We start from the raw sequence: 23341 nt of genomic DNA, 5'->3' as shown, positions 1-23341 counted from the left end.
GGCGGGAGGTCCCGCCGTCGTCCGCCCCGGCTTAGGCGCCTGCGGCCACTGGCACCAAGCTGCTGTCCGCCGCGGTGCCGGCGAGCTGCGGCGCCCAGCCGTCCGTACGTTGCAGATAGCTCCGGACCGTGTAGTTGCCCGCCTCGCCTGCGGGCAACTGCGGGCGGTCGGCGGTCACCTGCGCGCCGGGGCCGTTGTTGTTGTATTCGTGGAATCGCGCCTCCCGCCAGGAGAAGCCGCTCATGTCCGTCCACGGCGTCCCCGAAATGTGGGCGCCGAGCCAGGAGTCCCTGACCAGGACCTGGGCGACCGCGCGGGGATCGCCGCCGGGGTGCCACGGCCTGCCCAGGTGGACGCTGTTGGCTCCAGCATCCGAGACCAGCCGGCACTGGTCAAAGAGGTAGCCGTACTTGATGGACAGGTCCTGGCTTCCCGCCGTGACGTACCCGTTGTTCGTCGCCGAACCGCGGTCCAAAGACTTGATCTCGCAGCCGCTGAAAACGGCAGTGCCGCGCCCGAAGATGAAGTCCACGTCCCCTTCCACATAGCACTTGTCGAAGTAGAAGCGGGCCGGGACCCCCGTGCCCGGCGAATTGACCAGCAGGGTGTCCTGGTTGCCCAGCATCCTGACGTTGGACAGCACGGACCGGTCGGCCGTGATGTGCAGCGCCACCGCTTGCCGGTCCTTCATGCCCATGTTGGCGGCCTCGTCGAAATCGTTGCTGATGGTCAGGTTCCGGGCCTCGAAGTCGGGGCCATCGATCCGGACCGAGGCACTGCCGGAGGTGCCGTAATTTCCCGTGCCGTCCGGCTTGGGTGTGCCGGAGGCGTTGTTGAAGACCAGCACCACGTCCTCCGGTCTGCCGCCCTGCCCGATGAACGAGATCCGCGGCTTGCTGCTGGGCACCCGGATCATCTCCCGGTAGGTGCCGGGATGGATTCGGATCACGGTCCGCTGGGTGCTGTTGGACGGAACGGAGTCGACGGCGGCCTGCACGGTCGCGAAGGTCCGGCCCGGTCCGACGTCGAGTGTCACCGGGAGGTCGACCGGGCGTTCAGCAGGCCAGTACATGCCGAGCAGGGGGTCCGTGCCGGCGTCGATGTTCAGGAAGTAGCCCGGCGGGACGATCTGCTTGGCCTGGAGTTCGCGGGCTACCAGCTTGGCAACGGCCAGGGCGCCGGCGGCCTGGAAGTGCGTGTTGTCCTCCGAGCCTTGCGGATACTGCGGGTGCTTGCCCGGAGCCAGGAAGAGGAAGTGTTCCTTGGTGCCCTCCGGTCCCAGCTGCTGCCACAGCTGCTTGGAGGAAGCCGTCAGGTCCACCAGCGGGGTACCGGTGGAGGCAGCGAGTTCCCGCACGGCTTGCGGGTAGGCACCGTGCGAATCCTGGGCGGTTCCAAAGGAATCGAAACGGCGGCGTTCCACGCTGGTGACCAGCACGGGCTTGCCCCCGCGGGCCCTGGCACCGTCGATGTACCGGCTCAGATACTCCTTGTAGGAGGTGTCCGGGAGCGTGCCCCGCGCCGGGTCCGCCACCTTTTCGTCGTTGTGGCCGAAGGAGATCAGCAGATAGTCGCCCGGCTGCATCAGCGCCAGCACCCGGTCCAGCAGGCCGGCGTCCGCAAAGCTCTTCGAGGAGGCGCCGGACCAGGCGTAGTCGAAGACGGTGGCCTGCGGCCCCAGCAGGAGCGGCAGCGCCTGCCCCCATCCGGCGCGGGGCCGCTCGGACTGCTGGTACGCCGACGACGTCGAGTCCCCGACCACGAAGATCACCGGCCTGGTGCGGGGTTTGGTTGGATCCGTGTTCGCTTTGGCGATTGCGCCGGCCACGCCCGTGCCGGAGAGGGCCATAACCCCTGCGGTCAGCCCCAGGGAGGTGAGGACAGCCCGCCGGGTGGGCAGAATCGCGGCCATCAGTGTCCTCCTCCTGCGGTGAAGACCGGTCCGGTGTTGTTCTGGAGCAGGGCCGGGACGGCCTGCGCCGGGTGGACCTGCGTACGCAGAGTCGGGGTCCAGGATGTGTCTTCCGCCAGCTGGTCCGCGGGCGCGGCAGCGGCGTTGTAGGCGGCGCGAAGGTCGGTGATCTTCCCGTTGACGGCGTTGCCTACTGTAGTGATCGCGGTTCCCTTGAAGCGGGTGATGAGGTCCGCTGTCTCCACGCCGGCCGGCAACGTGAACGCGTTGGCCTCCGCGTACAGGTGGGAATCGAACCCGGCGCCGAAGGTGTAACCGTAGGGGACGGTGCTGTCCGCGTTCACCTTGAAGTGGTTGTTGTAGACGTCCACCTGGCCGAAGCGGACCCGCGGGGCGCGCTGGCCCACATTTTCGAAGACGTTGTGGTGGATGGTGACCCGCAGCTTGCCCGGGTCGCCGCGTCCGGGTGAATCGGTGGAGCCGATCAGGAGCAGCTTGTCATGGTCCGCGAAACGGTTGTAGGACATGGTCACCAGGTCCGAGCCGTTGGTGACGTCCACCGCGCCGTCATGCACCTGGTAGGGGCGGCCGAAGTAGAGCGGCTGGGAGCTGTCCAGGTTGGGGGCGTCGGTGAATTCGGAGTGGTCGATCCAGACATTGGTGGCTCTGTTGACCACTTGGAGCATGTCGTATTCGCTGTTCCAGTTGCCTTCGGCGCCGTCGGTCGGATCCCAGGACGGGAAGCAGTCGTGGGCATCCCTTACCGTGAGGTTGCGGACGATCACGTTGCTGGCGCCGTTGATCCGCAGTGCTGCGCCGGTGATGGTGCTCTCCGGGGTGGCGCCGACGATGGTGGTGTTGCTGGGAATGTCGATGCGGATGTTCAGGGCCTGCTTAGTGGCGGCTGCCTTCCGGGCGGTTTCCTGCGCGCCGACGGGACCCTGGCTGCGCCCGTAAGTGGCGGGGTCGTAATCCTGAAGGTACTGCTGCAGGCTGTAGCCGGTGCCTTCGGCGTAGTTCTCACAGGTCATGGCGGAACCGTCGGGTGCCGTGTTGGCATCAATAGTTCCGTGGACCCGCACGATTTTCGGGGCGGTTCCGGTGGCCGCGAGTGCGGCCTGAAGCTCTGCTTTGGTGGAGACGTCATAGACGTTGGCGTCCGTTGCCGCGGAACCTCCGGTGGTGCCAGTTCCGGCAGATGCCCAGCCGTTCCCCTCGGCGAGAACCTGGCGCTCCAGCGGCGTCTGTGCCGTCTGGGCTGCGGGGTCGGACGCCGAATTGGGCGACGCTCCGGCCGGAGCCGAGACCATCAGTGCTGCAGCTACTGCCACGGCTGCGGACATGGATAAGGTGCTGCTTTTTCGCATGTTCTCTCTTCCGTCATTGGAATGAACTCGCGCCCCTGCCGGCGGCTGCTATGACGCCGGTTCTTGTTAGCGCTGACATGGACACTACCGAGAAACCGCTTTCTCAGCAAGCGTTTTCCCAGCCTGAGTTGTCACGCTGGGAAGCCACACGCGGTCATGCCGCCACTGCACTCCACCGCCTGGCTTGGGCCATCGAGCCGGAAACGGACCGCATGTCCTGACCGGGCCGCCGTCGAGCCTGACCGGGGCCTGTCATCCGGCTCGGTTAGAGCCGGAGCTCCATGAACACGCTGTTGGGATCCAGCGAGTAGTCCGCAAACGGCAGGCATTCGGTGAAGCCGTGCCGCGCATACAGGCGCCGGGCGGGCGCGAAGTAGTCCTCGGTTCCGGTCTCGAGGCAGACGCGTTCAAGGTTCCGCGCGCGGACGTCGTCGAGGATGTGCCGGAGCATCAGGGTGGCAACGCCCCGTCCGCGTGCGCCCGCCGCGGTGCGCATGGACTTGATCTCGCCGTACTGGGCCGCGCCAGGCGCCAGTCCCAGGAGCTTGAGGGCGCCACACCCCAGCAGCGCTGCGTTCTCGCGGGCGGTCCAGAACGTGATGGAGGGTGCGGACAACGCGGAGTGGTCCAGTGCGTGGACGCTCTCTGCCGGCGAGGTGGCTAACATATCCGCCAGGTGCTCGCTCAGGAGCTGGCGGACGTCAGCGCGTGCGGGATCGTCCCGGTCAATCGAAATCATCGTCTCCAATGTACCGGCAGCGGCCCGGGCAGCTACCCCGCGCTCTTGTCGATCACGCAGAAGCGGTTCCCGTCGGGGTCTTCGAGGACAAGGAAGTCCGGGTCCTCCGGGTACAGGTCCCAGTCCACCCGCCGGGCTCCGAGTGAGACCAGCCGCTCCACCTCCGCCACCTGGTCATCCGCGTACAGGTCCAGGTGGACGCGCGGGTGCTCCTGGACCGGCGTCTCGCTGCGCATCAGCGAGAGCTGGGCTCCCGGGCCCGACGCCGGAACAAGGGTTACCCAGGTGTCGTCACCGGGTTCGCGGGGGACATAGCCGAGGGCAGCGTGCCAGAAGTCGGTGGCGCGGGCGACGTCATTGACGCCGAGGACAAGGGTGCCGATGGTCAACATTTGCCCAGCCTAAACCGGCCGGGCAGAACCTGTCTGCGGGCATTGTGGGAGCGGCGCGCCGGGAGCACCATGGTCATATGGACGCCCAAACACCCGGAACCGTAGAGCTGAACCTGCCCCAGGCCTTCCTCCTGCTGGCCACGAACGATCAAGACGGAAAACTCGAAGTGCCGGTGTTCGCGCTGCGGACCACCCTGGCCGGGGCGATCCTCGCAGAGCTGGACATGATCGGCGCTATCCGCCTGCAGGGAAAGCACGTCCGGGCCACGGGCACCACCCCCGCCACGGATTTCCAGCACGAACTGGACCTCATTCGCCGTAAATCAAGGCCGCACACGCCCAAGGCCTGGGTTTCCATGTTGGAGGGCCGGGCGGAAGTGCAGCGGGTCTACGAGGGAATGGTGTCCCGGGGCATCGTGGAGCATGTGGGGGAGAAGCACCTGGGCGTTTTCCAGACCGTGCGGTATCCGGAGAAGGACCATGCTCCTGAAGCGGCACTCCTGAAAAAGCTCGAAGCCGCATTCAGCGATACGTCGGCACCTCCCCAGGTCCCGGACTCCACGGAAGCAGTCAACGCTGCCTCTGCCGCCGGAGTTCCTGACGCTGCCCCTGCCTCTGCAAAGCCTGCCGCCAAGGCACACGAACCCAGGACCCTGGCCCTGATCGCGCTGCTCGAGGCGGCCGGGCTGCTCCCCAAGCTGTTCCCGGCGGCGGACAGGGTATGGGCGGACGAGCTTGCCAAGGATTATTGGCCGGCCCGCGCTGTGGAGGATGAGCTGCGCATGATCAGGCTCGCTGAGGAAGAAGCCGCAACCCTGTAGCCGTTACGCGCCCCTTCCCTCCAGCGGGATCACCTCCACGCGGGCATCGCCGCCAAGGATCACCAGGACGTGCCGGGCTGTGATGCCCTCGAGGGCTTGTTCCAGCCGGCGCACGCCCTCTCCGGTGGCAGGAAAGGTGCCAGGCCCCGGAGGTGCCGTCCCGCCGTCGTCGGCCCGCCGCCACACCGTAACCCTCGCACCTCCGGTGATCTCGATGAGGGCCTTTTCCATTGCCTCGGAACCGGAACCGGCCACCAGGGTGACCTGGTCGATCATCCGTTTGCGGACGGGACCGGCTGCGGCGAGAAGGGCGCGGTCACGCCGCCACAGCGCGAAGTGGTACCCGGCTACCAGCCCGGCGGCCACCAGGAGCCCGAGCGGTCCGCGGATCCGGTCAACCACGCTGCCGCCCAACACCCCGCCCAGCAGGAACTCGAAGATCCGGTACGCAATCACCAGCAGTGCGATCAGTGCCACCACCGCGCTCACGCCGAAGAACGCGATGAGGTAGATCCGCCTCCCCGGCGGAATCGCATCCGCGCTTGGCGGCTGCTTGTCCGGTTTCCACGCCAGCCACCAGGCCGGGCCACCTACCACCAGGGAACTGATGCCGCCCAGGAGCAGGGTCCGCTCCGTGCCGCCGGCCAGCGGTGATACCGCTGCGGCCAGAAGTGAATTGATGATTACGCCAATCCCGGAGGCTGCCGCGGCCAGGGCAACAGCTGAGGTGACCAGGAGGCTCGCGCGCCGGTTTTCAACGGAACGGTGGACCGCCACCGCCCGGTGGTAGCGCCACACCACCGCCCCGACCAGGCCTGCAGCCAGGGCTGTTGCCAAGGGCTCCAGGATGTCACCGGTCGGATCGGTGGGGTCAAAGGCCAGCCTCAGGAGGACAAACAGCACCACAGCGCTTCCACCCAGCGCGGTAATCCCGGCCGCGAAGATTCCGACGGCGATGGTGCTGACGTCAACGAGCCCTGTCCGAAGCCGGCGTCCGTCCTCGTGAATCCAGTGCCACCACCAGACCGCACCTCCACCGGCCGCCCACACAACAGACCGGAGCACGGCATGCCACCACGGCGCCGCTCCGGTCAGCGAAAGACTGCCGCGGATGGCGGCGTCGAAGAGCCCACCCAACGCGGAAATCGCGGCGATAGTACCGACTACGAGGCCGAAAACCGTTCCGATGGTGGTGCGGATGTCCGCCAGGTGGGCGGCCCCTTTTTCCGGGTGCTGCCACATCCAGCGGTGCCAGACCCAGACGGCGGTCCAGACCAGGCCATTGGCCAACGGGGACGCCCACTGAGCCCGTGACGTGCCGATCCAGGAGGCCGCAAATTCCAACAGCGACGTGGTGGCGATGATCAGCGAGACCGCGTACATCCCGGCCAGGTACAGGCCCCAGCCGGTTGCCGTGCGCTCCGCCTCGTCCAGCCTGCGCCACAGAAACCACCACAGGAGCAGGGCCAGCGGCCCGCCGATCAGGGTGAAGGAAAGTCCGCCGGCGAGCCCCTGCGCATCGGTGGTGGCGAGTACGGACGCGGACTCGAACAGGAGTTCCAGCAGCCCGCTGACGCCGGAGGCTGCAATCGCCACCAGGGCAAACAGGAGGGCGTACTGGATCAGCCGGCGCAGTGTCATCTGGGCGTGGGACAGTGACGAGGTTCCCGGCTGCAGCTGGAGGTTCATGGCCTTGACGCTGTTCCGGTGCAGGAAAGCAGGGTGTACGGGGCCGCGGCGATCTTCCACGCTCCGCCGTCTTTCACGAGCGAGAAGGAGTCCTCTGATTCAAACTCGGACGGGCCGAAGGGGCCGCCGCCGGAAGACTCGACGATGGAGACCGTCACCGTGGCCGAATCCGCCCGTTCGTTGGTGTCCACCAGGACCACCCGGTCGGGACGGGGCATGCCGATGTATTTTCCGTCGCCGCACTGGGCCCGGGCTTCTTCTGTCAGATAGGCGCTGCCCGCTGCGGTGTCCCCGTCGATCACTGCCGCGCTGTACCGCTGGACCACGCCGGCGGGGCTGTTCTCGTCCAGCGGCTTCGGGTCACCCCGCAGGAACACCACGGCCAGCGCAACGGCCACCAGCACGCCAATGACACCGAGCAGAACCGCGAGGATCCGGTCGGGTTTTCCCGCTGCACCATCCATGCCGCAAGTATGGGCTATGGAACGCACATCGGCTGTTGGCTTTCGGGAGCGATTTGGTCACCTTTTCAACACCCGCGGAACGCCTTTGGAAGGCGGGCACGGCAAGCGTACGACGGTGGGAGGCGCCGCCGTCGTACGCCTCCGCCGGGTGTACGCCCGGTTGGGCTGGGTTACCTCCCAGCCGCGGCGCGGGGCAATGCGTCAAGGGACGGCAGCGCCGTCCCGGTAACCGCCTGGAGGGCCGTCACTGTGGCGAAGCCTGCTGCCAGCAGTGCCGCATCGCTGTCCGGGTCAGGCGTCTCGGCCGTGTCCGCGATAGCCAGGCGCACGTGCTGCTGGCCGCGTTCGGCAAGCGTGGTCTGCACGATGCCGAACCTTGTCAGCGTGGCCGTGCGGTACTCGGGCAGCTCAGGGCCTGCGCTGTTGGGGACGTTGAGGTTCAGGACGCTGCCCGGGTCCTGGTCCATCAGGAACGGCAGCAGGCCGGTGGCCAGCTGCGCGGCCGTGTCCCAGTGGATCGTGTCGGGGTTGAGGCCGGTGTCCAGGGAGACCGCCAGGCCACGGACATCATTGATGCCGGCTGTGAGCGCAGCCCCCACGGTTCCGGAGTGCAGGATGGCCCGCCCCACATTGGCCCCGCGGTTCACCCCGGACAGGACAATGTCCGGCGGGGGGCCGAAAGCGCCGTGGGTGGCGATCATGGTGATGAACGCCGGGGCGCCGTGGACGGCGAAGGCTTCAACGCCGTCCAGGTCCTCCAGTTGCCGCTCTTCGATGGAAATCTTTCCGTCCTCTTCCACTGCGGTGATCGAGGAACTGCTGCCGCTCGCCTCGGCGGCAGGTGCCGCGACCACCACGCTCAGGCCCGCGCGCACTGCCCCGGCAGCCAGGGCGTGCAGGCCGGGGGAGCCGATGCCGTCGTCGTTGGTGATAAGGACGCGCGTGGGCTGGTTCATGATGTCCTGACCTTTCGTGCCAGCTCGTCGGGGCTCACCTGCTGCGCCGGTTCGTCCCCGCCGCTGTCCTCCAAGGGAACGATCCGGACAAGCTTGGCCACTTCGTGGATGGCTCCCGCCTCGCCCGATCCCAGGCCGTGGCGGGTGACGTTTTGGGCGCCAGCGGCGGTTCCGAGCACAACGGCGTCGTGCAGGTTTCCACCGTCGGCGAGGACGGCGGCCACGCCGGCGGTGAGGGAATCACCGGCACCGCTGGTTTCCACGGTCTCGAACTGTGGAGCGTGGATCTCGCTGACTTCGCCGTCATGGAGGAGGAGCGAGGGCTGGTTGGCGCGGGTGATAATGACAGTTTCGGCGCCCTCGTCGGCCAGCGTGTGCATGGCCTTGATGAGCTGGTCTGTCTCGGCTGCCTCGGCGCGGCCGCTGTCCACCACTTCGGAATCGGACATTTTGATGACTGCCGGTTTGCCGGCCAGGACGCCCTTGAGCCTTTCACCGGCAAGGTCAGCGATAACCGTGCATCCGGCGGTGCGGAGGTCTGCGGTCAGCCTCCGGTACAGATCGGGTGGAACCGAATCCTCGCGGCCGGTGCCGCTAAGGATCACGGTCCCGACCTCCATCCCTGCCTGCAGCGCCACCCCGTACAGCTCATCCAGCTCATGGCGCGTCAGGCGGTGTCCGGGCGATTCCGCCACGACATCCCGCTCGCCGCCGCGGCGGTCATGCACGTAGGCGCCACTGTTGCCTTCACCGGATACGGCAAGGACCCCGACCCCTTCGTCGTCGATGAGGTGCCGCAAGATACGTCCGGTTTCCCCGGAAAAGACGGCACACATGGTGACGGTGGCGCCGAGCGCCTTCAGCATTCGGGCCTGCCACACGCCCTGGCCGCCGGCATGGACGTGGATGTCGGCGGTGTCCTCGACTTCCTCCACCGTGACGGTGAGGACCGGGGACGGCGCAAAGATCACTACGGAACCCATGCGTCCCCCTGCCCCCTCAGTGCTGCAACTGGAACCGATGCCATGGTTGCCCCTTCCCCGGAGTCCTCCGGTTGTCGTCGGTAAGACACGCCCTTTAATACTAAGCATCCTTAGTAGTTGCCTTGCCAGAGCGTATCGCGGAAGAGGGTACCGGTGCGCCTCCCGAAACAGGATCTCGGTCCGTCATTCTGATGCCCAAGAGCGCTTATGTGGCAACGCGGTTGCATTCCAAGCAACGCATGGGACAGCGCGGGCTGCAAGCCGGGCTGGCCATATCGTCGGAATAACCGAAGAACAACTTTCCTTTGAGCCCTTGACTGTGCCGCACATCACGATCTACCTTTGAGCAACAAGGTTGCAAAGAATGCAACTCCAAATTTTCTTGGTGGTCACATGAGTAACGAATCAACCCCGGCCGGGGCAGAGGTGCTTGCCAACAATGCCAACACCGCTGCCCTGAACCCTGCACCGACGGCGAACAAGGACGTTCGCCGCCGGGTGGTCACGGCCAGCTTCATTGGCAACTTCGTGGAATGGTTTGACTACGCGGTCTACGGCTACCTCGCCGTCACGATCGCGACGGTCTTTTTTCCCGAATCGGATCCCCAGACCGGCCTCCTGCTGACGTTCGCCCTCTTCGCGATTTCATTCCTGGTCCGCCCGCTGGGCGGGTTCGTCTGGGGACACATCGGAGACAAGGTGGGGCGGCGGACAGCCCTCTCGCTGTCCATCCTGATCATGTCCGGAGCAACGTTCTGCATAGCGCTGATCCCCGGCTACGACACGATTGGTATCTGGGCGCCTGTCCTGCTCCTGATCATCAGGGTTGTCCAAGGCTTTTCCGCGTCCGGTGAATACGCCGGGGCGTCAGCCTTCCTGGTGGAGTACGCCCCTGCGGGCAAACGTGGCCTCTACGCTGCGGTGGTACCGGCCAGCACCGCCGCCGGCCTGCTCCTCGGTTCACTGATCGCCGGCCTGCTCACAACCCTATTGTCCGCCGAAGCATTGCACAGCTGGGGCTGGCGGCTTCCGTTCCTCTTGGCAGCCCCGATGGGCCTCATTGGCCGGTATATCCGGAACAAGCTCGAAGACACCCCGGTATTCCGTGAACTGGCCGCCGAGGACCATGCTGACAAGGCGCCCGTGTCCAGCCTGTTCCGGAACCACTGGCGGCAGCTGCTGCAGGCCGTCGGTGCGGTGCTGCTCAACGCCGTCGGCTTCTACGTGATCCTCAGCTACATGCCCACGTACCTGTCCTCGGAGCTGGGCTTGGGCGAAACCGAGTCATTCCTGGCCACAACCATCGCGCTGATCACCTACATCGGCTTCATCTTCCTTACGGGCATGCTCTCGGACCGGTACGGGCGCAAGAAGGTGCTCATCAGCGCGTCCATCGCCTTCATCGTCCTGACCGTCCCTGCCTTCGCGCTGCTGGGGACCGGAAACTTCCTGGTCATCGTCCTGGTTCAGGTCCTCCTCGGCGCCATGCTCACCCTCAACGACGGCACCCTGCCCAGCTTCCTGGCGGAAATGTTCCCAACCCGCGTCCGCTACAGCGGCTTCGCCGTGAGCTTCAACTTGTCCAACGCCCTCTTCGGCGGCACGGCTCCATTCATGGCAACGCTGCTCATTGCGGCCACCGCCAGCGACCTGGCTCCGGCCTGGTACCTCGTAGCTGCCGCCGTCGTCTCCCTGGTGGCCGTGGCTCTCTCCAGGGAAACCGGCAAAGAACCCCTGCGCCACGAATAGCTTCCTTCCAAACCAACACGCATCAAACGCACGATAGAAAGGCAACACCCCATGACCACCACCTTCGACAACGCTTCCTCCATCGCCGAACTCGAGCGCCTCAAGGTCCTCCACAACGGCACCAAGGGCAAGCTCACGTTCTCTGATGCAGAATTCGAGCGCCGCCTGCGCGGCCTCCGCCAGATCATGGCCGCCAAGGACCTGGACGCGGTCATCCTCACCAGCTACCACGGCATCAAGTACTACTCCGATTTCCTGTACACCACGTTCGGCCGCAACTACGCCCTGGTGGTCACCGCCAACGACTCCGTCACGGTCACCGCCAACATCGACGCCGGCATGCCGTGGCGCACCTCGTACGGCGAGAACATCGTGTACACGGACTGGCGCCGCGACAACTTCTACTTCGGCCTGCAGGAGGCCCTGCGCCAGCGCGGCGTCAAGGCGAACCGGCTCGGCGTCGAGGACGACTTCCTGCCGGGCCTGACCCGCGAGAAGATCGCCGCCGCCTTCCCGGGCGCCGAACTCCTGGACGTCTCCCAGGACGCCATGCGCCAGCGCATGTTCAAGTCCGCCGAGGAGATCGAGGTCATCAAGCACGGCGCCCGCATCGGCGACCTCGGCGGCGAGGCCATCCGCGCCGCGATCCGCGAGGGCATCACCGAGTACGAGGTGGCCCTGATCGGCACCGAGGCCATGGTGCACGAGATCGCCAGGACCTTCCCGGACCGGGAAGTCCGCGACACCTGGGTGTGGTTCCAGTCCGGCATCAACACCGACGGCGCCCACAACTGGGCCACCACCCGGAAGCTGCAGCAGGGCGACATCCTGTCCCTGAACTGCTTCCCGATGACCTCCGGCTACTACACGGCCCTGGAGCGCACGCTCTTCCTCGGCCAGCCGGACGAGCGGTCCCTGGAGCTGTGGAACATCAACGTTGAGGTCCACAAGCGCGGCCTGGAACTCATCAAGCCCGGCGCCGTGTGCAAGGACATCGCCGCCGAGCTGAACGAGATCTACATCAGCCACGGCCTGCTGGCCAACCGCACCTTCGGCTACGGACACTCCTTCGGCGTCCTCAGCCACTACTACGGCCGCGAAGCCGGACTCGAGCTCCGCGAGGACATCGACACCGTCCTGGAGCCCGGCATGGTGGTTTCCATGGAACCGATGCTCACGGTCCTGGACGGCCAGCCCGGCGCCGGCGGCTACCGCGAGCACGACATCCTGGTGGTGGGCGAGGACAGCGTGGAGAACATCACCAAGTTCCCGTTCGGCCCCGAGCACAACATCATCGGCGCGTAAGCGCCCAACACCCAGGCGGCGCTGCGGTCCACGCGGCGCCGCTTTCGGCGTCTCCGGCGAAGATAAGGAAAGATGATGCCTACCATGACTCCAGCAGCAGCCAAAGAAACCGACGTCAACGGCACCAACGGAAGTGCGGACACGAAAGGCGCCTCCGTCGTCGTCAATGCCATCGCCGTGCTGCGCACCTTCACCGCCGACGAGCCGCTGCTGGGCGTCACCGAAATCGCCAACCGCGTGGGCATGCACAAGAGTTCCGTCTCCCGGATTTTGGCCACCCTGGAGCAGGAAAACCTGGTGGAACGCGACCCGGAAACCCGCCGCTTCCGCCTGGGCCTTGGGTTGATCGCCGTGGCCGGGCCGCTGCTGGCGGAGATGGAGGAACGCCGCGTGGCCTACCCGGTCCTCCGCCGGCTCACCGAGCAGACCGGCGAAACCAGCGCGCTCATGCTCTGGAACGGCGACGAAGCCATCTGCGTGGAACAAATCGCCAGCCACCACCAGATCAAGCACACCACGCCCCTCGGCGCCCGCTACCGGGACGCCATGAGCGCCTCCGTACAGGTCTTCCTCTCAACCCTGCCCACCGAACGCGTCCGCGAACTGCTCCGCAGCGGCACCATTACCTTCCCCGGAATGGACGACGCCGGCCTGGCCGCCTACGCGGCCCGGCTAAAGGAAGTTGCGGGCCGTGGTTGGGCGGAAAACTACGGCGAATCCTCCATGGACGAGGTGGGGGTTGCCGCGCCCGTCTTCGACCACCGCGGGGACGTTGTTGCCGTCGTACTCATCCCCGCGCCGCGTTTCCGCGTCTCCCGCGAGCGGCTGGAGAACCTGGCCGAGGCCTGCGTCGCTGCGGCTGCGCAGGTGACCACCCGCATGGGCGGACGCGCCGTCGCCGCCAGTTAGGCCGGTGCCCTAAGGCAGGCCCGCCATCCGCACCGCCAGGTGCAGCGCCGCCAGCCTGCCCGTGCCGCGGGGATCGCCGCCGCACAGCTCGAAGATCCGCTGCAGCCGGTGGTGCATCGACTGCCGTTCCAGGTGCAGTTCCCGCGCGGACTGCGCCGTGTTGCACCCGGAGTCCAGCCACACCTGCAGGGTCTCCAGCAGCTGCGACTGGCGCTGTGCATCATGGTCCAGGACGGCCCGCAGCTGCCGGTTCACGAACGCGTCCCGGGCGGAAGCACTAATTCCCTTCAACGCAAGGCTCTCCACGGCGGTGTCCTCGGCATCCAGCACCACCAGCCCATGGGACGGATGCCGCCTGCGCGCTGACGCGTTCCGGCGCCGGATCTGGCGGACATCCAGGGCGCGGCGTGCTTCCGCCAGCGACCAGGCAGCCTCCGCCACCGTGCCTGCCGGTGGCCCCAGGGCAATCGTGGCATCCTGGTCACCGTCCAGCCCCTGCAAGGACTCCAGGAGCTTGCGCCGTCCGCCGGTGGTATCGGTCCCGACGAGGGCCATCATCACCACGAGCTCCGCGTCGTCCTGGTACGCGGCACTGGGAATCCGGCTGGAGCTCAGGAACGATTCGATGGCGCGGCGGAGTTTCTGCGGCGCCGCCGCGTGAATGGCGGCAACTACGGCAGGGGATTCCGGCGGGAACCCGGCGGCCGGAGCCAGCTGCTCCAGCCGCCAGGCAGGCGCGGCCGTCAGGACTGCCCGCATGAGTTCCGCGCCGGCCTGGGCATGGAGCCCGGGTGGGGTGTGCTGCAGGAGGGCCAAACCCAGGATGTCGACGGCGCGGTCACCGGCCACGCGGGCCAGGCCGGCGTCCACGCCGGCCGGGATCTCGATCTCCAGCCGGCCCATCAGCACGCCGCGCACGGGGATGTCCACGTTGATTACCGTCCGGGCGGCCGTGTCCGTAAGGTGGTCCGGCCCGCCCGGGCTGCTGCCGTCGTCGTCCTTTTCCTGCCAGCCGGCGGGGACGGCGCTGCCCAGGGCGACGCCCCACGGCGAGACGAGGCTGACGGCCGAACTGATGATGCCCGCCAGCACGCCCAGGATCTGGTCCAGCGACGCGCCGTGGGCCAGTTCGGCAGCCATGGCGCGGGTGGCGGCATCGGCCTGCTGCAGGTGGCCCGCGGATTCGCTCACCAGGATGGAGTTGATGGCCTGCATGATGCCGACGAACGGCACCACTTTCCGCAGCTCCACCACGGCCAGGCCGTGCTCCCGCGCCGCCTCCAGCATGGCCGGCGGGATCTCCGGCAGGACGCCTCCGGTCTCCACCGCCAGCGCGGCGATGCCGCGCTGGGCAAGATCGCGCACGTAGGCGGCGCGTTTCTCCGGCGTTGCGGACGCCAGCGTGATGCCGCCGCACAGGAGCAGCTCGCCGCCGCGCAGCAGGGGAGCGATGTCCAGCACTTCGCTGGAGTGGACCCAGCGGACGGGCGGGTCCGCTGAAAGGCCGGCGGAGTGCACCACCGGATCGGCGGCGGAAAGGACGGGGTGGGCGAGGATTTCGCCAAGGGAGACTGACATGACATTCCGTACGGTGCTAGAGGTATCTGTTAGACACATCGTATCTTGTTGCTTGTGATGAGGGCCACATAGCCTTGAGGTACTCATTCACCTCATGGAGGCTCCTATGCAAGAAAAGCTTTCTTCAGCAGCGCAAAGACGCGCTGCTGCCGCAGGAACCCAGAGCACGCAAGGCCACTCCGAAGACCACGAGGCCTGGCTCCAGCCCATCCCCGAGTCCGCGCGCACCCGCAAGGTCTCCGGCCAGTTCTGGATCTGGGCGGGCGCCAACCTGGCACCCATCAACTGGGTGCTCGGCGCCCTCGGAATCCACCTGGGACTGGGGTTCGCGGACACCGTGACTGTCTTGGTGCTCGGCAACCTGATCGGCATGCTCCTGTTCGGCTGCTTCGTCCTCCTGGGCCAGAAGACCGGCGCCACCGGCATGGTCCTGGCCCGCGCAGCCTTCGGCCGGAGGGGCAACTATCTTCCCGCCGCCATCCAGGCCCTGCTGGTCATCGGCTGGTGCGCCGTCAACACCTGGATCATCCTGGACCTGGTGATGGCCCTCTTCGGCACCCTCGGCTGGGTGGACCCGAACGCGCAGAACTACGCCTGGAAGATCGCGGTTGCCACCGGCATCATGGCGGCCCAGGTGGCCATCGCCTGGTTCGGCTACAAGGCCATCGCCGCCTTCGAAAAGTGGACCGTCCCACCCACTATCGTTATCCTGGCCGTCATGTCCGCCGTGGCCTGGTTCGGCATGGAGATCGACTGGGGCTACGCCGGGCCTGCCGGCAACATCCTTGAAGGCTCGGAACGAATTGCGGCCATGAGCGCCGTGATGACGGCGATCGGCATCGGCTGGGGCATCACCTGGTTCACCTACGCCGCCGACTACTCCCGCTTTGTCAGCACCGAAGTTCCCAAGAAAAAGGTCTACCTGGCCTCCGTCCTGGGCCAGTTCATCCCGGTGGTCTGGCTGGGCATCCTGGGCGCCAGCCTGGCAACAAACAGCGGCGAGGTTGATCCCGGCAAGCTCATTGTGCAGAACTTCGGCGTCCTGGCACTGCCGGTGCTGCTGATGGTGCTCCACGGACCCATCGCCACAAACATCCTGAACATCTACACCTTCTCCGTGGCCACGCAGGCGCTGGACATCTCCATCAGCCGGCGCAAGCTGAACCTGTTCGTCGGCGTCTTCTCGCTCATCGCCGTCGTCTTCTTCATCTTCCAAGAGGACTTCGCAGCGGTCCTGGACGCCTGGCTGATCGGCCTGGTGGCCTGGGTTGCCGCCTGGGGCGGGGTCATGCTGGTGCACTACTTCTGGCTGGACAAGCGCTGGCCGGGTGACCCCGAGCGGCTGTTCGACGGCGTGGGCACCCACCGGCTTCCCGGCGTCAACTGGGCGGGCGTCACCTCCCTCCTGGCCGGCATCTTCGCCACCTGGCTGTTCATGTACGGGCTCATCCCCGTCATGCAGGGCCCCATCGCCGTGGCCCTGGGCGGCTGGGACCTGTCCTGGCTGGCAGGCGGCCTGACCAGCGCCGGCGTCTACGCGGTCCTCGGCCCCCGGGCCCACGTCCGCTACATCGGCCTCAAGAGCCCCGCCGCTTCCAAGTCCGAGGGCAGCGGCACCACCGCGGTCCTTCCCGTCCTCTAACTTCCTCCACTACTCCCGGGCGGGCGCGCCGGCCGCGCCCGCCGAAAGGATCCATCGTGAACCAGCCCGCCATCGCGGACCTCCTGCATCCCATGACCTGGCCTGAGGGCTTCAAGGCTGCAGCATCCTTCACCTTCGACGTGGACGCCGAGTCCTGCACCATTGCCCACGACCCCGCCAGCACCCGGCGGATGTCGCTGATGACCCACCAGTCCTACGGGCCCAAGGTGGCGGTGCCGCGGCTCCTGAAGATGCTGGAGCGGCAGGACATCCGGGCAACGTTCTTCATCCCCGGCTTCACCGCCGAGTCCTACCCGGACGTGGTCCGCGCGATTGTGGACGGCGGACACGAGGTGGCACACCACGGTTACCTCCACGAGCCGATGCAGGGGATCGACGCCGCCACCGAGGCCCGCTACCTGGACCGGGGCCTGGAGGCCCTCGCCAAGGTGGCGGGGATCCGTCCGGTGGGATACCGGGCGCCGTGGTGGGAGCTGAACTGGCACTCGCCCGGGCTGCTGGCGGACCGCGGCTTCCTCTACGATTCCAGCCTGCTCGACGGCGATGCCCCCTACCGCATGGCCGTCGCCGCCGATGATCCCCGGGACATTGTGGAGATCCCCGTGGACTGGGCCCTGGATGACTGGGAGCAGTACGCCTTCTATCCCGGGGTGACCGGCAGCGGCGTGATCGAAAGCCCGGCCAAGGTGCTGGAGATGTGGACGCTCGAGGCCGAGGCGCACCATTCCCAGGGCAGCTGCTTCGTCCTGACCAACCACCCGTTCATCTCCGGCCGGCCGTCCAAGGCCGTGGCGCTGGAGCAGCTGATCGAGCGGGTCAAGGGCATGGAGGGCATGTGGGTGACCACCATGGAGGAGATCGCGCTTCACACCAAGGCAGCCGTTGACGCGGTCCACACGCACGGCCGGATCGACGTGCCCACCTACCCGGGCGCCGGCGCCCGCCTGGAACCCGCGACGGTGCGGGAGGGCGCGCTGAAGTAGGACCGCAGAAAAGGTGGGCGGACGACGGCGGGCATGCACCGCCGTCGTCCGCCTCCTGCGCCTTCCCGCCGCCCCTGCCGGGTGGGACGATGTCACTATGCAAGAGAAAAAGACTGGCGGCCCGAACGACGCAGGCCCGCACCTGCATGCGCATACGGCACCCACCACGGACCAGATACGTACAGTGGGCCAGCGCCGCCGTGAGGCGGAGGAAAAGCTGGAACAGCACCTCCAGGAGGCGCGCCATAAGAATCAGCAGCACGAGGACGAGCCGGAAGGGGACCCCCAGTGAATGACGACGACAACCTGCATGAAAGCTCCCACATCGCCACTCCGGAAACCATCGCGGAGGAGATCAAGGACGAGATCCACCTGGGTCATGTGCAGGACGACGTCAGCCACGTGCTCGAGGAACGCCTGGAGGAGGAGGGCATCGACATGCGCCCCGAAGACGTGGACGAGCTCGCCGAGGAAATCGAACGGGACGCGTCAACCTGAGTACGCCTGCCTAGTATTGAAGGGCGGGCACGAAACGGCAGGGAACAACCTGGACTAGTGCGCTGGCCGTGTTGGGCGCATGGCTCCGCCAGGAGTCATACCGGTGGTCCAGGTGGCCCGCGCCCCGCAATAGATGGCGATGCGGACGGCGGCGGGAGCCCCGCCGCCGTCCGCATGCCTTGCCGCGCGAAGCGGCGCGCGCCGTGCCCTACTGCCAGAGCCCCAGCGCAAACTCGGCAATCACCGTGGAGAGCAGGAACGATGCCGTGATGGCCACCAGTCCCACGGGGATGATCTTCCAGCCGATGTTCTTCAGCAGCGGGATGTCCTTGCCGAGGGACAGGCCGGCGAGCGTCAGCATCACCGTGGCGATGGACAGGAAGTCAACGGTCTTGACCGCGGCGCTGAGCGGCTCGGCCCCGAAGAACCACGGGCTGGAAATGTACGCACCGATGGTGGTGATAAACACGATGGCCGAGATCTTCCGGGTGGCCTTCGCCAGCGCGATGCTGAGCAGCACCAGGCCAAGCATGACGGCGTACCCGGCCACAATGTCCAGGCTGAAGCCCTTGGCAGCCACCGAGGCCGTGCCGATTCCCAGGATGGTCAGCACGGACAGGGACAGCCACAGGGGAAGCCGGATCGCGGCGGAGGACTCGGCAACGCGCTCGCGGAACCGCCGGTTCTCCTCCGCCTGCGCGGCCTCGCGGTCCAGGTCCGCGGCGGTGCGTTCCGCCGGTGCGCCGGCCGTTACGGCAGCAGCCTGCCGGGCTTCCTGCTTGCGGGTCAGCGCCCGGTAGAACTTGTCCGCCAGCGGCAGGGCGATGTAGATGCCCACGTACACTCCCAGCACGGTGGTGATCAGGTTGGACACCGCGGCCATGCCCAGGATGGCCTCCTGGTCCGCCGGGTAGGCGGCCACAATGCTCGCCGCCGACGCCGCCATCATCGAACCGGATCCCACGCCGGCGCCCATGGCCAGGGCCAGCGGATCGAAGATCTTCCAGTTGGCCACGAGGGACGTCAGCAGCGTGATGAACACGGCCCCGAAGAGCGTGCCGAACACGTACATGGCCAGCACGCCGCGGTACTGGTCCGAGTCAGGCCCGTACTTCTCCGACACCATGGCGAAGGACGGCTCGCGGTCCAGCGAGAACGTGGCGCCAACCGTCGCCTTGCCCATCCGCAGCAGCACGGCCAGGGGGAGGGCCAGCGCAATGGTGCCCAGCAGGTGGCCCACCTCCTGGAGCAGCAGGGCGGGGCCAGCCTTCAGCAGGGTGGGCAGGCTCGGCCCGATATTGAACGCGAGCCGCGCCACGAGCAGCAGCACTGCGACGCCCACCAGGGCGGCCGCGACGCGCTGCAGGTCAAGGCCCAGCGGCTTGAACTTCTGGACCGAGACCAGCAGGCCCAGGATGAGGCCCCAGACCATGGGGAAGATGATGATGGCGCCGATGCCCAGGTCGATCTTCGCCTGGCCGATGAACTGGACGGCGAGGGCGATCACGAATGCGAGGGCGGCGATCGGGACCGTGAGCTTGGTGCCGGCCTTGTCAATCCTGGCCGCTTTGGTGGTGCTCATGATGTGCCTTCCTGGGTGAAAGAACGACGGCGGTACGCCGCTTGGGTGAAGCGTTCACGTTGGGTGGGGGTTGAGGCGGCTCCCGCGACCGTCCAGGCCAGCGCGGTGGCTGCCTCGAACATCACGCCGTACGCCTCGGAGGTGTCCGCAAGCGCGGCAAACGCATGCGAATGGATGGGCACGTCCGCACCGGGAATGCTCAGCCAGGGATGCAGTGACGGGATCACCTGGGAAATGTTGCCCATGTCCGTGGATCCGCCGCCCAGGCCGGCCGACGGCGTCGTGTCCTTGCCGAAGGAAGCCATCGCCCCGGTCCAGTGCGCCGCCAGGTCGTCGTCCTGCAGCAGCGGCTCGTAGAGCGGTTCGGTGTCCTCGAAAACCAGCGTGGTTCCGGTGGCCACCGCCGCGCCCTCGAAGCAGCGGCGGACCCGCTCCAGCAGGGCGTGGAACTCCGGCAGGGTGAAGGCCCGGCACTCAAACTCCACCACGGCCCGCTCGGGGATGATGTTGGTGACGTGCCCGGCTTCGGCAACGTAGCAGGCTATCCGGTGGTCGCCGGGGATCTGTTGCCGGAGCAGGCCGATGGCCACCTGGCTCAGCACGGCGGCGTCGGCCGCGTTCACTGCCTGGTGCGGGGCCGCGGCCGCGTGCGCAGCCTTGCCCGTGAACGTCACCTTGTACCTGCCCACTGCCTGCGCGCTGGTGCCGGCGGGGTTGTACGTGATCCCGTCCTGGACAGGGTGGACCATCAAAGCCAGCCCGACGCCGTCGAACACTCCGCGTTCCAGCATCAGTGCCTTTCCGCCGCCGTGCTCTTCCGCGGGTGTGCCGATGGCCTTCAGCGTGATGCCCAGTTCGTCCACGAATGGCCGCAGCGCCAGGGCGGCGCCTACCGATGCGCCGGCGATCAGGTTGTGCCCGCAGGCGTGCCCGATGTTCGGAAGCGCGTCGTACTCCACGCACAACGCCACGGTGAGCTCACCGGTGCCGGCGCTCGCCGTAAAGGCCGTGGGCAGCCCGCCGGTGCCGCGTTCCACCTCGAAGCCGCCCTCTTCCAGCAGGGCCGCGAGGGCCGCAGACGAGCGGACCTCCTCGAACGAGATTTCCTTGAGGGCGTGGATTTCCCGCGCCACCGCCTGCACCCGCGGTTTCCAGTGTTCGACGCCGTCCGCCAAGGCGCTGCGCAGGGCACCCAGCGCTGGGGTTGTGTCAGTCAGTTCCATAGAAGCGCCTGCCTGTTCTGTTGGGTGGCTTTAGTAGGACAGCGACGGGAACGGGGAACCTGCCGCGCGGGTGGGCACCCAGATGGCCTTGGTCTGGGTGTACTCGTCCAGCACGCCGGGACCGGAGGAGCGGCCGTGGCCGGAATCGCCGAAGCCGCCGAACGGGACCGCCACGTGGATGGTCTTGTACGAGTTGATCCAGAACGTGCCGGCCTTCACCTCGCGGGCCACATGATGGGCGCGGGACACGTCCGAGGTCCACACTGCGCCGGCCAGGCCGAAGTTGGTGTTGTTGGCCCGGGCGATCGCCTCGGCTTCGGTGTCGAAGGCGTCGGCGCCCACCACGGGGCCGAACACCTCGGTGGTTTCGAGCCGGTTCGCGGGGGTGACACCGTCCAGCAGGGTGGGCATCACCCAGTGCCCGCCGGCGAGCCCGGACCCGGCCAGTTCCTTCGGCAGGGTGGCCCCGGTAACCCGGCGGCCGCCGTCGCTCATTCCTGCCTGGATGAGCGTGGTGATGGTGGCGAACTGCTGGGCGGTGATGATGGGGCCCACCTCGGTGTCCGCGTGCAGCGGGTCGCCCACCCGCAGCCGGGCTGCCTTGGCGGCCACCATGTCGACGAACTGGGCGTGCACGCTCCGTTCCACCAGCAGGCGCGACCCCGCCACGCAGGACTGCCCGGCGCCGGAGAAAATGGCCGAGATGGCACCGTCGGCCGCCCGGTCCAGGTCGGCGTCGGCGAAGACGATGTTGGCGCTCTTCCCGCCGAGTTCCAGCAGGGCGGGAATCCCTGCCTGCGCGGCGGCCACTGCCACCCGGCGGCCGGTGGGGACGGATCCGATGAAGCTGACCTTGCCCACCCGCCGGTCCGTGGTCAGGGTGGCGCCCACCGTCTGGCCCAGCCCTGCGGCAACACTGAAAACGCCGGCCGGCAGCCCGGCACCGTGCGCGATCTGGGCGAGCCGGACTGAGGAGGCCGGAGTGAACTCGCTGGGCTTGATGATGACGGCGTTGCCGGCAGCCAGGGGCGCGGCCGAATTCCACCCGGCCGTGAACATCGGGGCGTTCCAGGGGGTGATGGCAACCACGACGCCCCACGGCACCCGCTCCGTGTAGGTGTGCCAGTTGCCCGGGACGGGAATGGTCTGGCCGGTGAGCTTGTCCGCCCAGCCCGAGTAGTAGCCGAACATTTCGGCCACTTTTGCTGCTTCCACGCGGGCATCGCGGATGGGCTTGCCCGTGGTGGCCGATTCGAGGATGGCCAGTTCCTCAGTGTGCTCCTCCACGGCACGGCTGACATCCCGCAGGATGGCCGCCCGCTCAAAGCCGCTCATCGCGCCCCACGTGGCGGCGCCCTCCGTCGCGCTTTCGAGGATGGCTTCGGCACCCTCGGCGCCGGCATCGGCGAACGTGGCGAAGGCTTCGCCGGTCGCCGCGGCGGTGAGGGTGATGCTTTCGCCGCTGCCGGCCAGGATCCGGCCGTCAACGAACGAGCCGAGGCCGGCGGGGAACGAGTCGTCCAGGACTGCCCTGGCGGTGGCTGCCGAGGACGAGGTTGGTGCTGTGGTGATGGTCAAGGTGGGGGTCCTTAGCTGATCTGCGCCTGGGTTCAGGCGGCGGGGGTGGTACCCGGGGCGCCCGCCGGAGTGACCGCCGGGGCAACGGTGCGGGCGATTTCGGTGAAGTCGGCGCGCGGGCCGAGGATTGACAGGGCTTCCTGCCACTGGCTGGCGACGGCGGCGAGCAGAGACGGCGTTTCGCCGATCTGTGCGGCGACGTCCACCGCGAGGGCGGCGTCCCGGGCCATCAGGCCCATCGAGAAGCCGGAATCGTGGGTGCCGGTGAGGACCCAGTTGGGGTACATTGCGGCGGAAACCTTGCTGCCGCCGGAGGCTTCGCTGATGCTGGCCGCAGCTTTGGCTGGGTCGATGCCGTAGGCCTTGGCAACACCCAAAGCCTCACCCACCGAAACCAGGTTGGCCGCCGCCAGTACATTGTTGAGGAGCTTGACCACGTTGCCGCTGCCGGGGCCGCCGATGTGGCTGTACTTGCCGCCCGTGAGGGCGAGCAGGACAGGTTCGGCGGCGGTGAGGGCGGCGTCGGTGGCGCCAACGAAGGCGCTCAGGGATCCGGTGGCTGCGCCGTCACGGCCGCCCGACACCGGGGCGTCAACGAAGGCCGCTCCCTTTGCCTCGGCGAGTTCTGCCATCTGCTTGCTGGTGGCGGGTTCGGAGGTAGTGGTGTCGATGATGGCTATGGTTCCGGGTGCGGCGAGAAGTTGCGGGACGGTGGTCTCCACGATGCTGGCCGCGGGGAGGGAGAGCACCGCGAAGGGGGTGCCGGCAACGTCACGGAGGTTGGCGGTGGTGGCGATGCCAGCTGCTTCTGCGGCAGCGCGGGCGCCGTCGAAGGGGTCGAACCCGGTGACCTCCCAGCCTGCCTTGCGCAGGGTCGAGGCCATTGCCCCGCCCATGGCGCCGAGGCCGATGACGGCGATCCGACGGCTGTTCGTGTGATTCAAGGGGGT

21 protein-coding genes are annotated in these 23341 nt (G+C 67.4%); 8 read left to right on the top strand and 13 right to left on the bottom strand.

The window, feature by feature from the left end; translation table 11 throughout:
- Nucleotides 1-31 precede the first annotated feature (31 nt).
- The 4 genes from AC5RT3_RS02855 to AC5RT3_RS02840 all read right to left on the bottom strand — a co-directional run bounded on the left by AC5RT3_RS02855 (nt 32) and on the right by AC5RT3_RS02840 (nt 4410).
- Nucleotides 32-1912: a pectinesterase family protein gene (locus tag AC5RT3_RS02855; protein WP_494123448.1), complete on the bottom strand. Its 1881-nt coding sequence runs from the start codon at nt 1910-1912 to the stop codon at nt 32-34.
- Nucleotides 1912-3279, bottom strand: a complete 1368-nt coding sequence (locus AC5RT3_RS02850; RefSeq protein ID WP_494051810.1) for a pectate lyase family protein — start codon at nt 3277-3279, stop codon at nt 1912-1914. Before AC5RT3_RS02850 ends, AC5RT3_RS02855 begins: the two co-directional genes overlap by 1 nt.
- A gap of 265 nt (nt 3280-3544) precedes the next feature.
- Nucleotides 3545-4018, bottom strand: coding sequence for a GNAT family N-acetyltransferase (locus AC5RT3_RS02845; protein ID WP_494123447.1), 474 nt, complete (start codon nt 4016-4018; stop codon nt 3545-3547).
- A gap of 32 nt (nt 4019-4050) precedes the next feature.
- Complete coding sequence (locus AC5RT3_RS02840; protein WP_494051809.1) at nt 4051-4410, bottom strand: VOC family protein; 360 nt, start codon at nt 4408-4410, stop codon at nt 4051-4053.
- A gap of 77 nt (nt 4411-4487) precedes the next feature.
- Between AC5RT3_RS02840 and AC5RT3_RS02835 the strand changes: the two genes are divergently transcribed.
- Complete coding sequence (locus tag AC5RT3_RS02835; RefSeq protein ID WP_494009547.1) at nt 4488-5231, top strand: GOLPH3/VPS74 family protein; 744 nt, start codon at nt 4488-4490, stop codon at nt 5229-5231.
- A gap of 3 nt (nt 5232-5234) precedes the next feature.
- Here the strand turns inward: AC5RT3_RS02835 and AC5RT3_RS02830 are convergent, their stop codons facing one another.
- The 4 genes from AC5RT3_RS02830 to AC5RT3_RS02815 all read right to left on the bottom strand — a co-directional run bounded on the left by AC5RT3_RS02830 (nt 5235) and on the right by AC5RT3_RS02815 (nt 9323).
- Nucleotides 5235-6920, bottom strand: coding sequence for a DUF5671 domain-containing protein (locus AC5RT3_RS02830; protein ID WP_494123446.1), 1686 nt, complete (start codon nt 6918-6920; stop codon nt 5235-5237).
- Nucleotides 6917-7384 (bottom strand): LpqB family beta-propeller domain-containing protein, encoded by a 468-nt coding sequence (locus AC5RT3_RS02825; protein WP_494009545.1) that lies wholly within the window; start codon nt 7382-7384, stop codon nt 6917-6919. Before AC5RT3_RS02825 ends, AC5RT3_RS02830 begins: the two co-directional genes overlap by 4 nt.
- A 170-nt stretch (nt 7385-7554) precedes the next feature.
- Nucleotides 7555-8340, bottom strand: coding sequence for a 5'/3'-nucleotidase SurE (surE, locus tag AC5RT3_RS02820; protein ID WP_494123445.1), 786 nt, complete (start codon nt 8338-8340; stop codon nt 7555-7557).
- The gene (locus AC5RT3_RS02815; RefSeq protein WP_494123444.1) at nt 8337-9323 is read right to left on the bottom strand and encodes a PfkB family carbohydrate kinase; all 987 of its coding nucleotides are present in this window, start codon (nt 9321-9323) and stop codon (nt 8337-8339) included. The genes surE and AC5RT3_RS02815 overlap by 4 nt, the downstream gene beginning before the upstream one ends.
- A gap of 393 nt (nt 9324-9716) precedes the next feature.
- On the opposite strand from AC5RT3_RS02815, the gene AC5RT3_RS02810 reads away from it, so the two are divergent.
- The 3 genes from AC5RT3_RS02810 to AC5RT3_RS02800 all read left to right on the top strand — a co-directional run bounded on the left by AC5RT3_RS02810 (nt 9717) and on the right by AC5RT3_RS02800 (nt 13286).
- Nucleotides 9717-11072, top strand: a complete 1356-nt coding sequence (locus tag AC5RT3_RS02810) for an MFS transporter (RefSeq protein WP_494009542.1) — start codon at nt 9717-9719, stop codon at nt 11070-11072.
- A gap of 51 nt (nt 11073-11123) precedes the next feature.
- Nucleotides 11124-12377, top strand: coding sequence for a M24 family metallopeptidase (locus AC5RT3_RS02805; RefSeq protein ID WP_494009541.1), 1254 nt, complete (start codon nt 11124-11126; stop codon nt 12375-12377).
- A gap of 84 nt (nt 12378-12461) precedes the next feature.
- Nucleotides 12462-13286: an IclR family transcriptional regulator gene (locus tag AC5RT3_RS02800; RefSeq protein WP_494009540.1), complete on the top strand. Its 825-nt coding sequence runs from the start codon at nt 12462-12464 to the stop codon at nt 13284-13286.
- Nucleotides 13287-13295: 9 nt separating this feature from the next.
- Here the strand turns inward: AC5RT3_RS02800 and AC5RT3_RS02795 are convergent, their stop codons facing one another.
- The gene (locus tag AC5RT3_RS02795) at nt 13296-14864 is read right to left on the bottom strand and encodes a PucR family transcriptional regulator (RefSeq protein ID WP_494123443.1); all 1569 of its coding nucleotides are present in this window, start codon (nt 14862-14864) and stop codon (nt 13296-13298) included.
- Between the two features lie 106 nt (nt 14865-14970).
- Here AC5RT3_RS02795 and AC5RT3_RS02790 point away from each other — a divergent pair, with 106 nt between their 5' ends.
- The 4 genes from AC5RT3_RS02790 to AC5RT3_RS02775 are packed head-to-tail and all read left to right on the top strand — an operon-like array spanning nt 14971 to nt 18008.
- Nucleotides 14971-16506, top strand: coding sequence for a purine-cytosine permease family protein (locus AC5RT3_RS02790; protein WP_494123442.1), 1536 nt, complete (start codon nt 14971-14973; stop codon nt 16504-16506).
- 56 nt (nt 16507-16562) lie between these two features.
- Nucleotides 16563-17510: a polysaccharide deacetylase family protein gene (locus AC5RT3_RS02785; protein ID WP_494051802.1), complete on the top strand. Its 948-nt coding sequence runs from the start codon at nt 16563-16565 to the stop codon at nt 17508-17510.
- A gap of 13 nt (nt 17511-17523) precedes the next feature.
- Nucleotides 17524-17802, top strand: coding sequence for a hypothetical protein (locus tag AC5RT3_RS02780; RefSeq protein ID WP_494009536.1), 279 nt, complete (start codon nt 17524-17526; stop codon nt 17800-17802).
- A complete protein-coding gene (locus AC5RT3_RS02775) occupies nt 17799-18008 on the top strand; it encodes a hypothetical protein (protein ID WP_494051800.1) in 210 nt (69 codons plus the stop codon). The genes AC5RT3_RS02780 and AC5RT3_RS02775 overlap by 4 nt, the downstream gene beginning before the upstream one ends.
- 208 nt (nt 18009-18216) lie before the next feature.
- Here the strand turns inward: AC5RT3_RS02775 and AC5RT3_RS02770 are convergent, their stop codons facing one another.
- The 4 genes from AC5RT3_RS02770 to AC5RT3_RS02755 are packed head-to-tail and all read right to left on the bottom strand — an operon-like array spanning nt 18217 to nt 23287.
- Nucleotides 18217-19590 carry a DUF3100 domain-containing protein gene (locus AC5RT3_RS02770; protein ID WP_494051799.1) on the bottom strand — a complete coding sequence of 458 codons (1374 nt, stop codon included), beginning with the start codon at nt 19588-19590 and terminating at the stop codon, nt 18217-18219.
- Nucleotides 19587-20813, bottom strand: a complete 1227-nt coding sequence (locus tag AC5RT3_RS02765) for an amidohydrolase (protein WP_494123441.1) — start codon at nt 20811-20813, stop codon at nt 19587-19589. The genes AC5RT3_RS02770 and AC5RT3_RS02765 overlap by 4 nt, the downstream gene beginning before the upstream one ends.
- A gap of 30 nt (nt 20814-20843) precedes the next feature.
- Entirely contained in the window at nt 20844-22391 is a 1548-nt protein-coding gene (locus AC5RT3_RS02760; RefSeq protein ID WP_494123440.1) for an aldehyde dehydrogenase family protein, read from the bottom strand.
- Between the two features lie 32 nt (nt 22392-22423).
- Nucleotides 22424-23287, bottom strand: coding sequence for an NAD(P)-dependent oxidoreductase (locus AC5RT3_RS02755; protein WP_494123560.1), 864 nt, complete (start codon nt 23285-23287; stop codon nt 22424-22426).
- Between the last annotated feature and the right edge of the window lie 54 nt (nt 23288-23341).

The sequence above is a fragment of the Arthrobacter sp. Y3221159 genome, assembly GCF_059089885.1.
Note: the sequence above shows the minus strand (reverse complement) of the source record. Positions and strands in the feature narration are given on the sequence as shown.

Excerpts from the sequence above, each read along its gene's own strand:
- surE (WP_494123445.1), bottom strand. The coding sequence starts at position 8,340 with ATGAACCAGCCCACGCGCGTCCTTATCACCAACGACGACGGCATCGGC.
- AC5RT3_RS02770 (WP_494051799.1), bottom strand. The coding sequence starts at position 19,590 with ATGAGCACCACCAAAGCGGCCAGGATTGACAAGGCCGGCACCAAGCTC.
- AC5RT3_RS02800 (WP_494009540.1), top strand. The coding sequence starts at position 12,462 with ATGACTCCAGCAGCAGCCAAAGAAACCGACGTCAACGGCACCAACGGA.
- AC5RT3_RS02855 (WP_494123448.1), bottom strand. The coding sequence starts at position 1,912 with ATGGCCGCGATTCTGCCCACCCGGCGGGCTGTCCTCACCTCCCTGGGG.
- AC5RT3_RS02755 (WP_494123560.1), bottom strand. The coding sequence starts at position 23,287 with ATGGGCGGGGCAATGGCCTCGACCCTGCGCAAGGCAGGCTGGGAGGTC.
- AC5RT3_RS02845 (WP_494123447.1), bottom strand. The coding sequence starts at position 4,018 with ATGATTTCGATTGACCGGGACGATCCCGCACGCGCTGACGTCCGCCAG.
- AC5RT3_RS02795 (WP_494123443.1), bottom strand. The coding sequence starts at position 14,864 with ATGTCAGTCTCCCTTGGCGAAATCCTCGCCCACCCCGTCCTTTCCGCC.
- AC5RT3_RS02765 (WP_494123441.1), bottom strand. The coding sequence starts at position 20,813 with ATGGAACTGACTGACACAACCCCAGCGCTGGGTGCCCTGCGCAGCGCC.
- AC5RT3_RS02850 (WP_494051810.1), bottom strand. The coding sequence starts at position 3,279 with ATGCGAAAAAGCAGCACCTTATCCATGTCCGCAGCCGTGGCAGTAGCT.
- AC5RT3_RS02830 (WP_494123446.1), bottom strand. The coding sequence starts at position 6,920 with ATGAACCTCCAGCTGCAGCCGGGAACCTCGTCACTGTCCCACGCCCAG.
- AC5RT3_RS02815 (WP_494123444.1), bottom strand. The coding sequence starts at position 9,323 with ATGGGTTCCGTAGTGATCTTTGCGCCGTCCCCGGTCCTCACCGTCACG.
- AC5RT3_RS02790 (WP_494123442.1), top strand. The coding sequence starts at position 14,971 with ATGCAAGAAAAGCTTTCTTCAGCAGCGCAAAGACGCGCTGCTGCCGCA.
- AC5RT3_RS02805 (WP_494009541.1), top strand. The coding sequence starts at position 11,124 with ATGACCACCACCTTCGACAACGCTTCCTCCATCGCCGAACTCGAGCGC.
- AC5RT3_RS02825 (WP_494009545.1), bottom strand. The coding sequence starts at position 7,384 with ATGGATGGTGCAGCGGGAAAACCCGACCGGATCCTCGCGGTTCTGCTC.
- AC5RT3_RS02810 (WP_494009542.1), top strand. The coding sequence starts at position 9,717 with ATGAGTAACGAATCAACCCCGGCCGGGGCAGAGGTGCTTGCCAACAAT.
- AC5RT3_RS02835 (WP_494009547.1), top strand. The coding sequence starts at position 4,488 with ATGGACGCCCAAACACCCGGAACCGTAGAGCTGAACCTGCCCCAGGCC.
- AC5RT3_RS02840 (WP_494051809.1), bottom strand. The coding sequence starts at position 4,410 with ATGTTGACCATCGGCACCCTTGTCCTCGGCGTCAATGACGTCGCCCGC.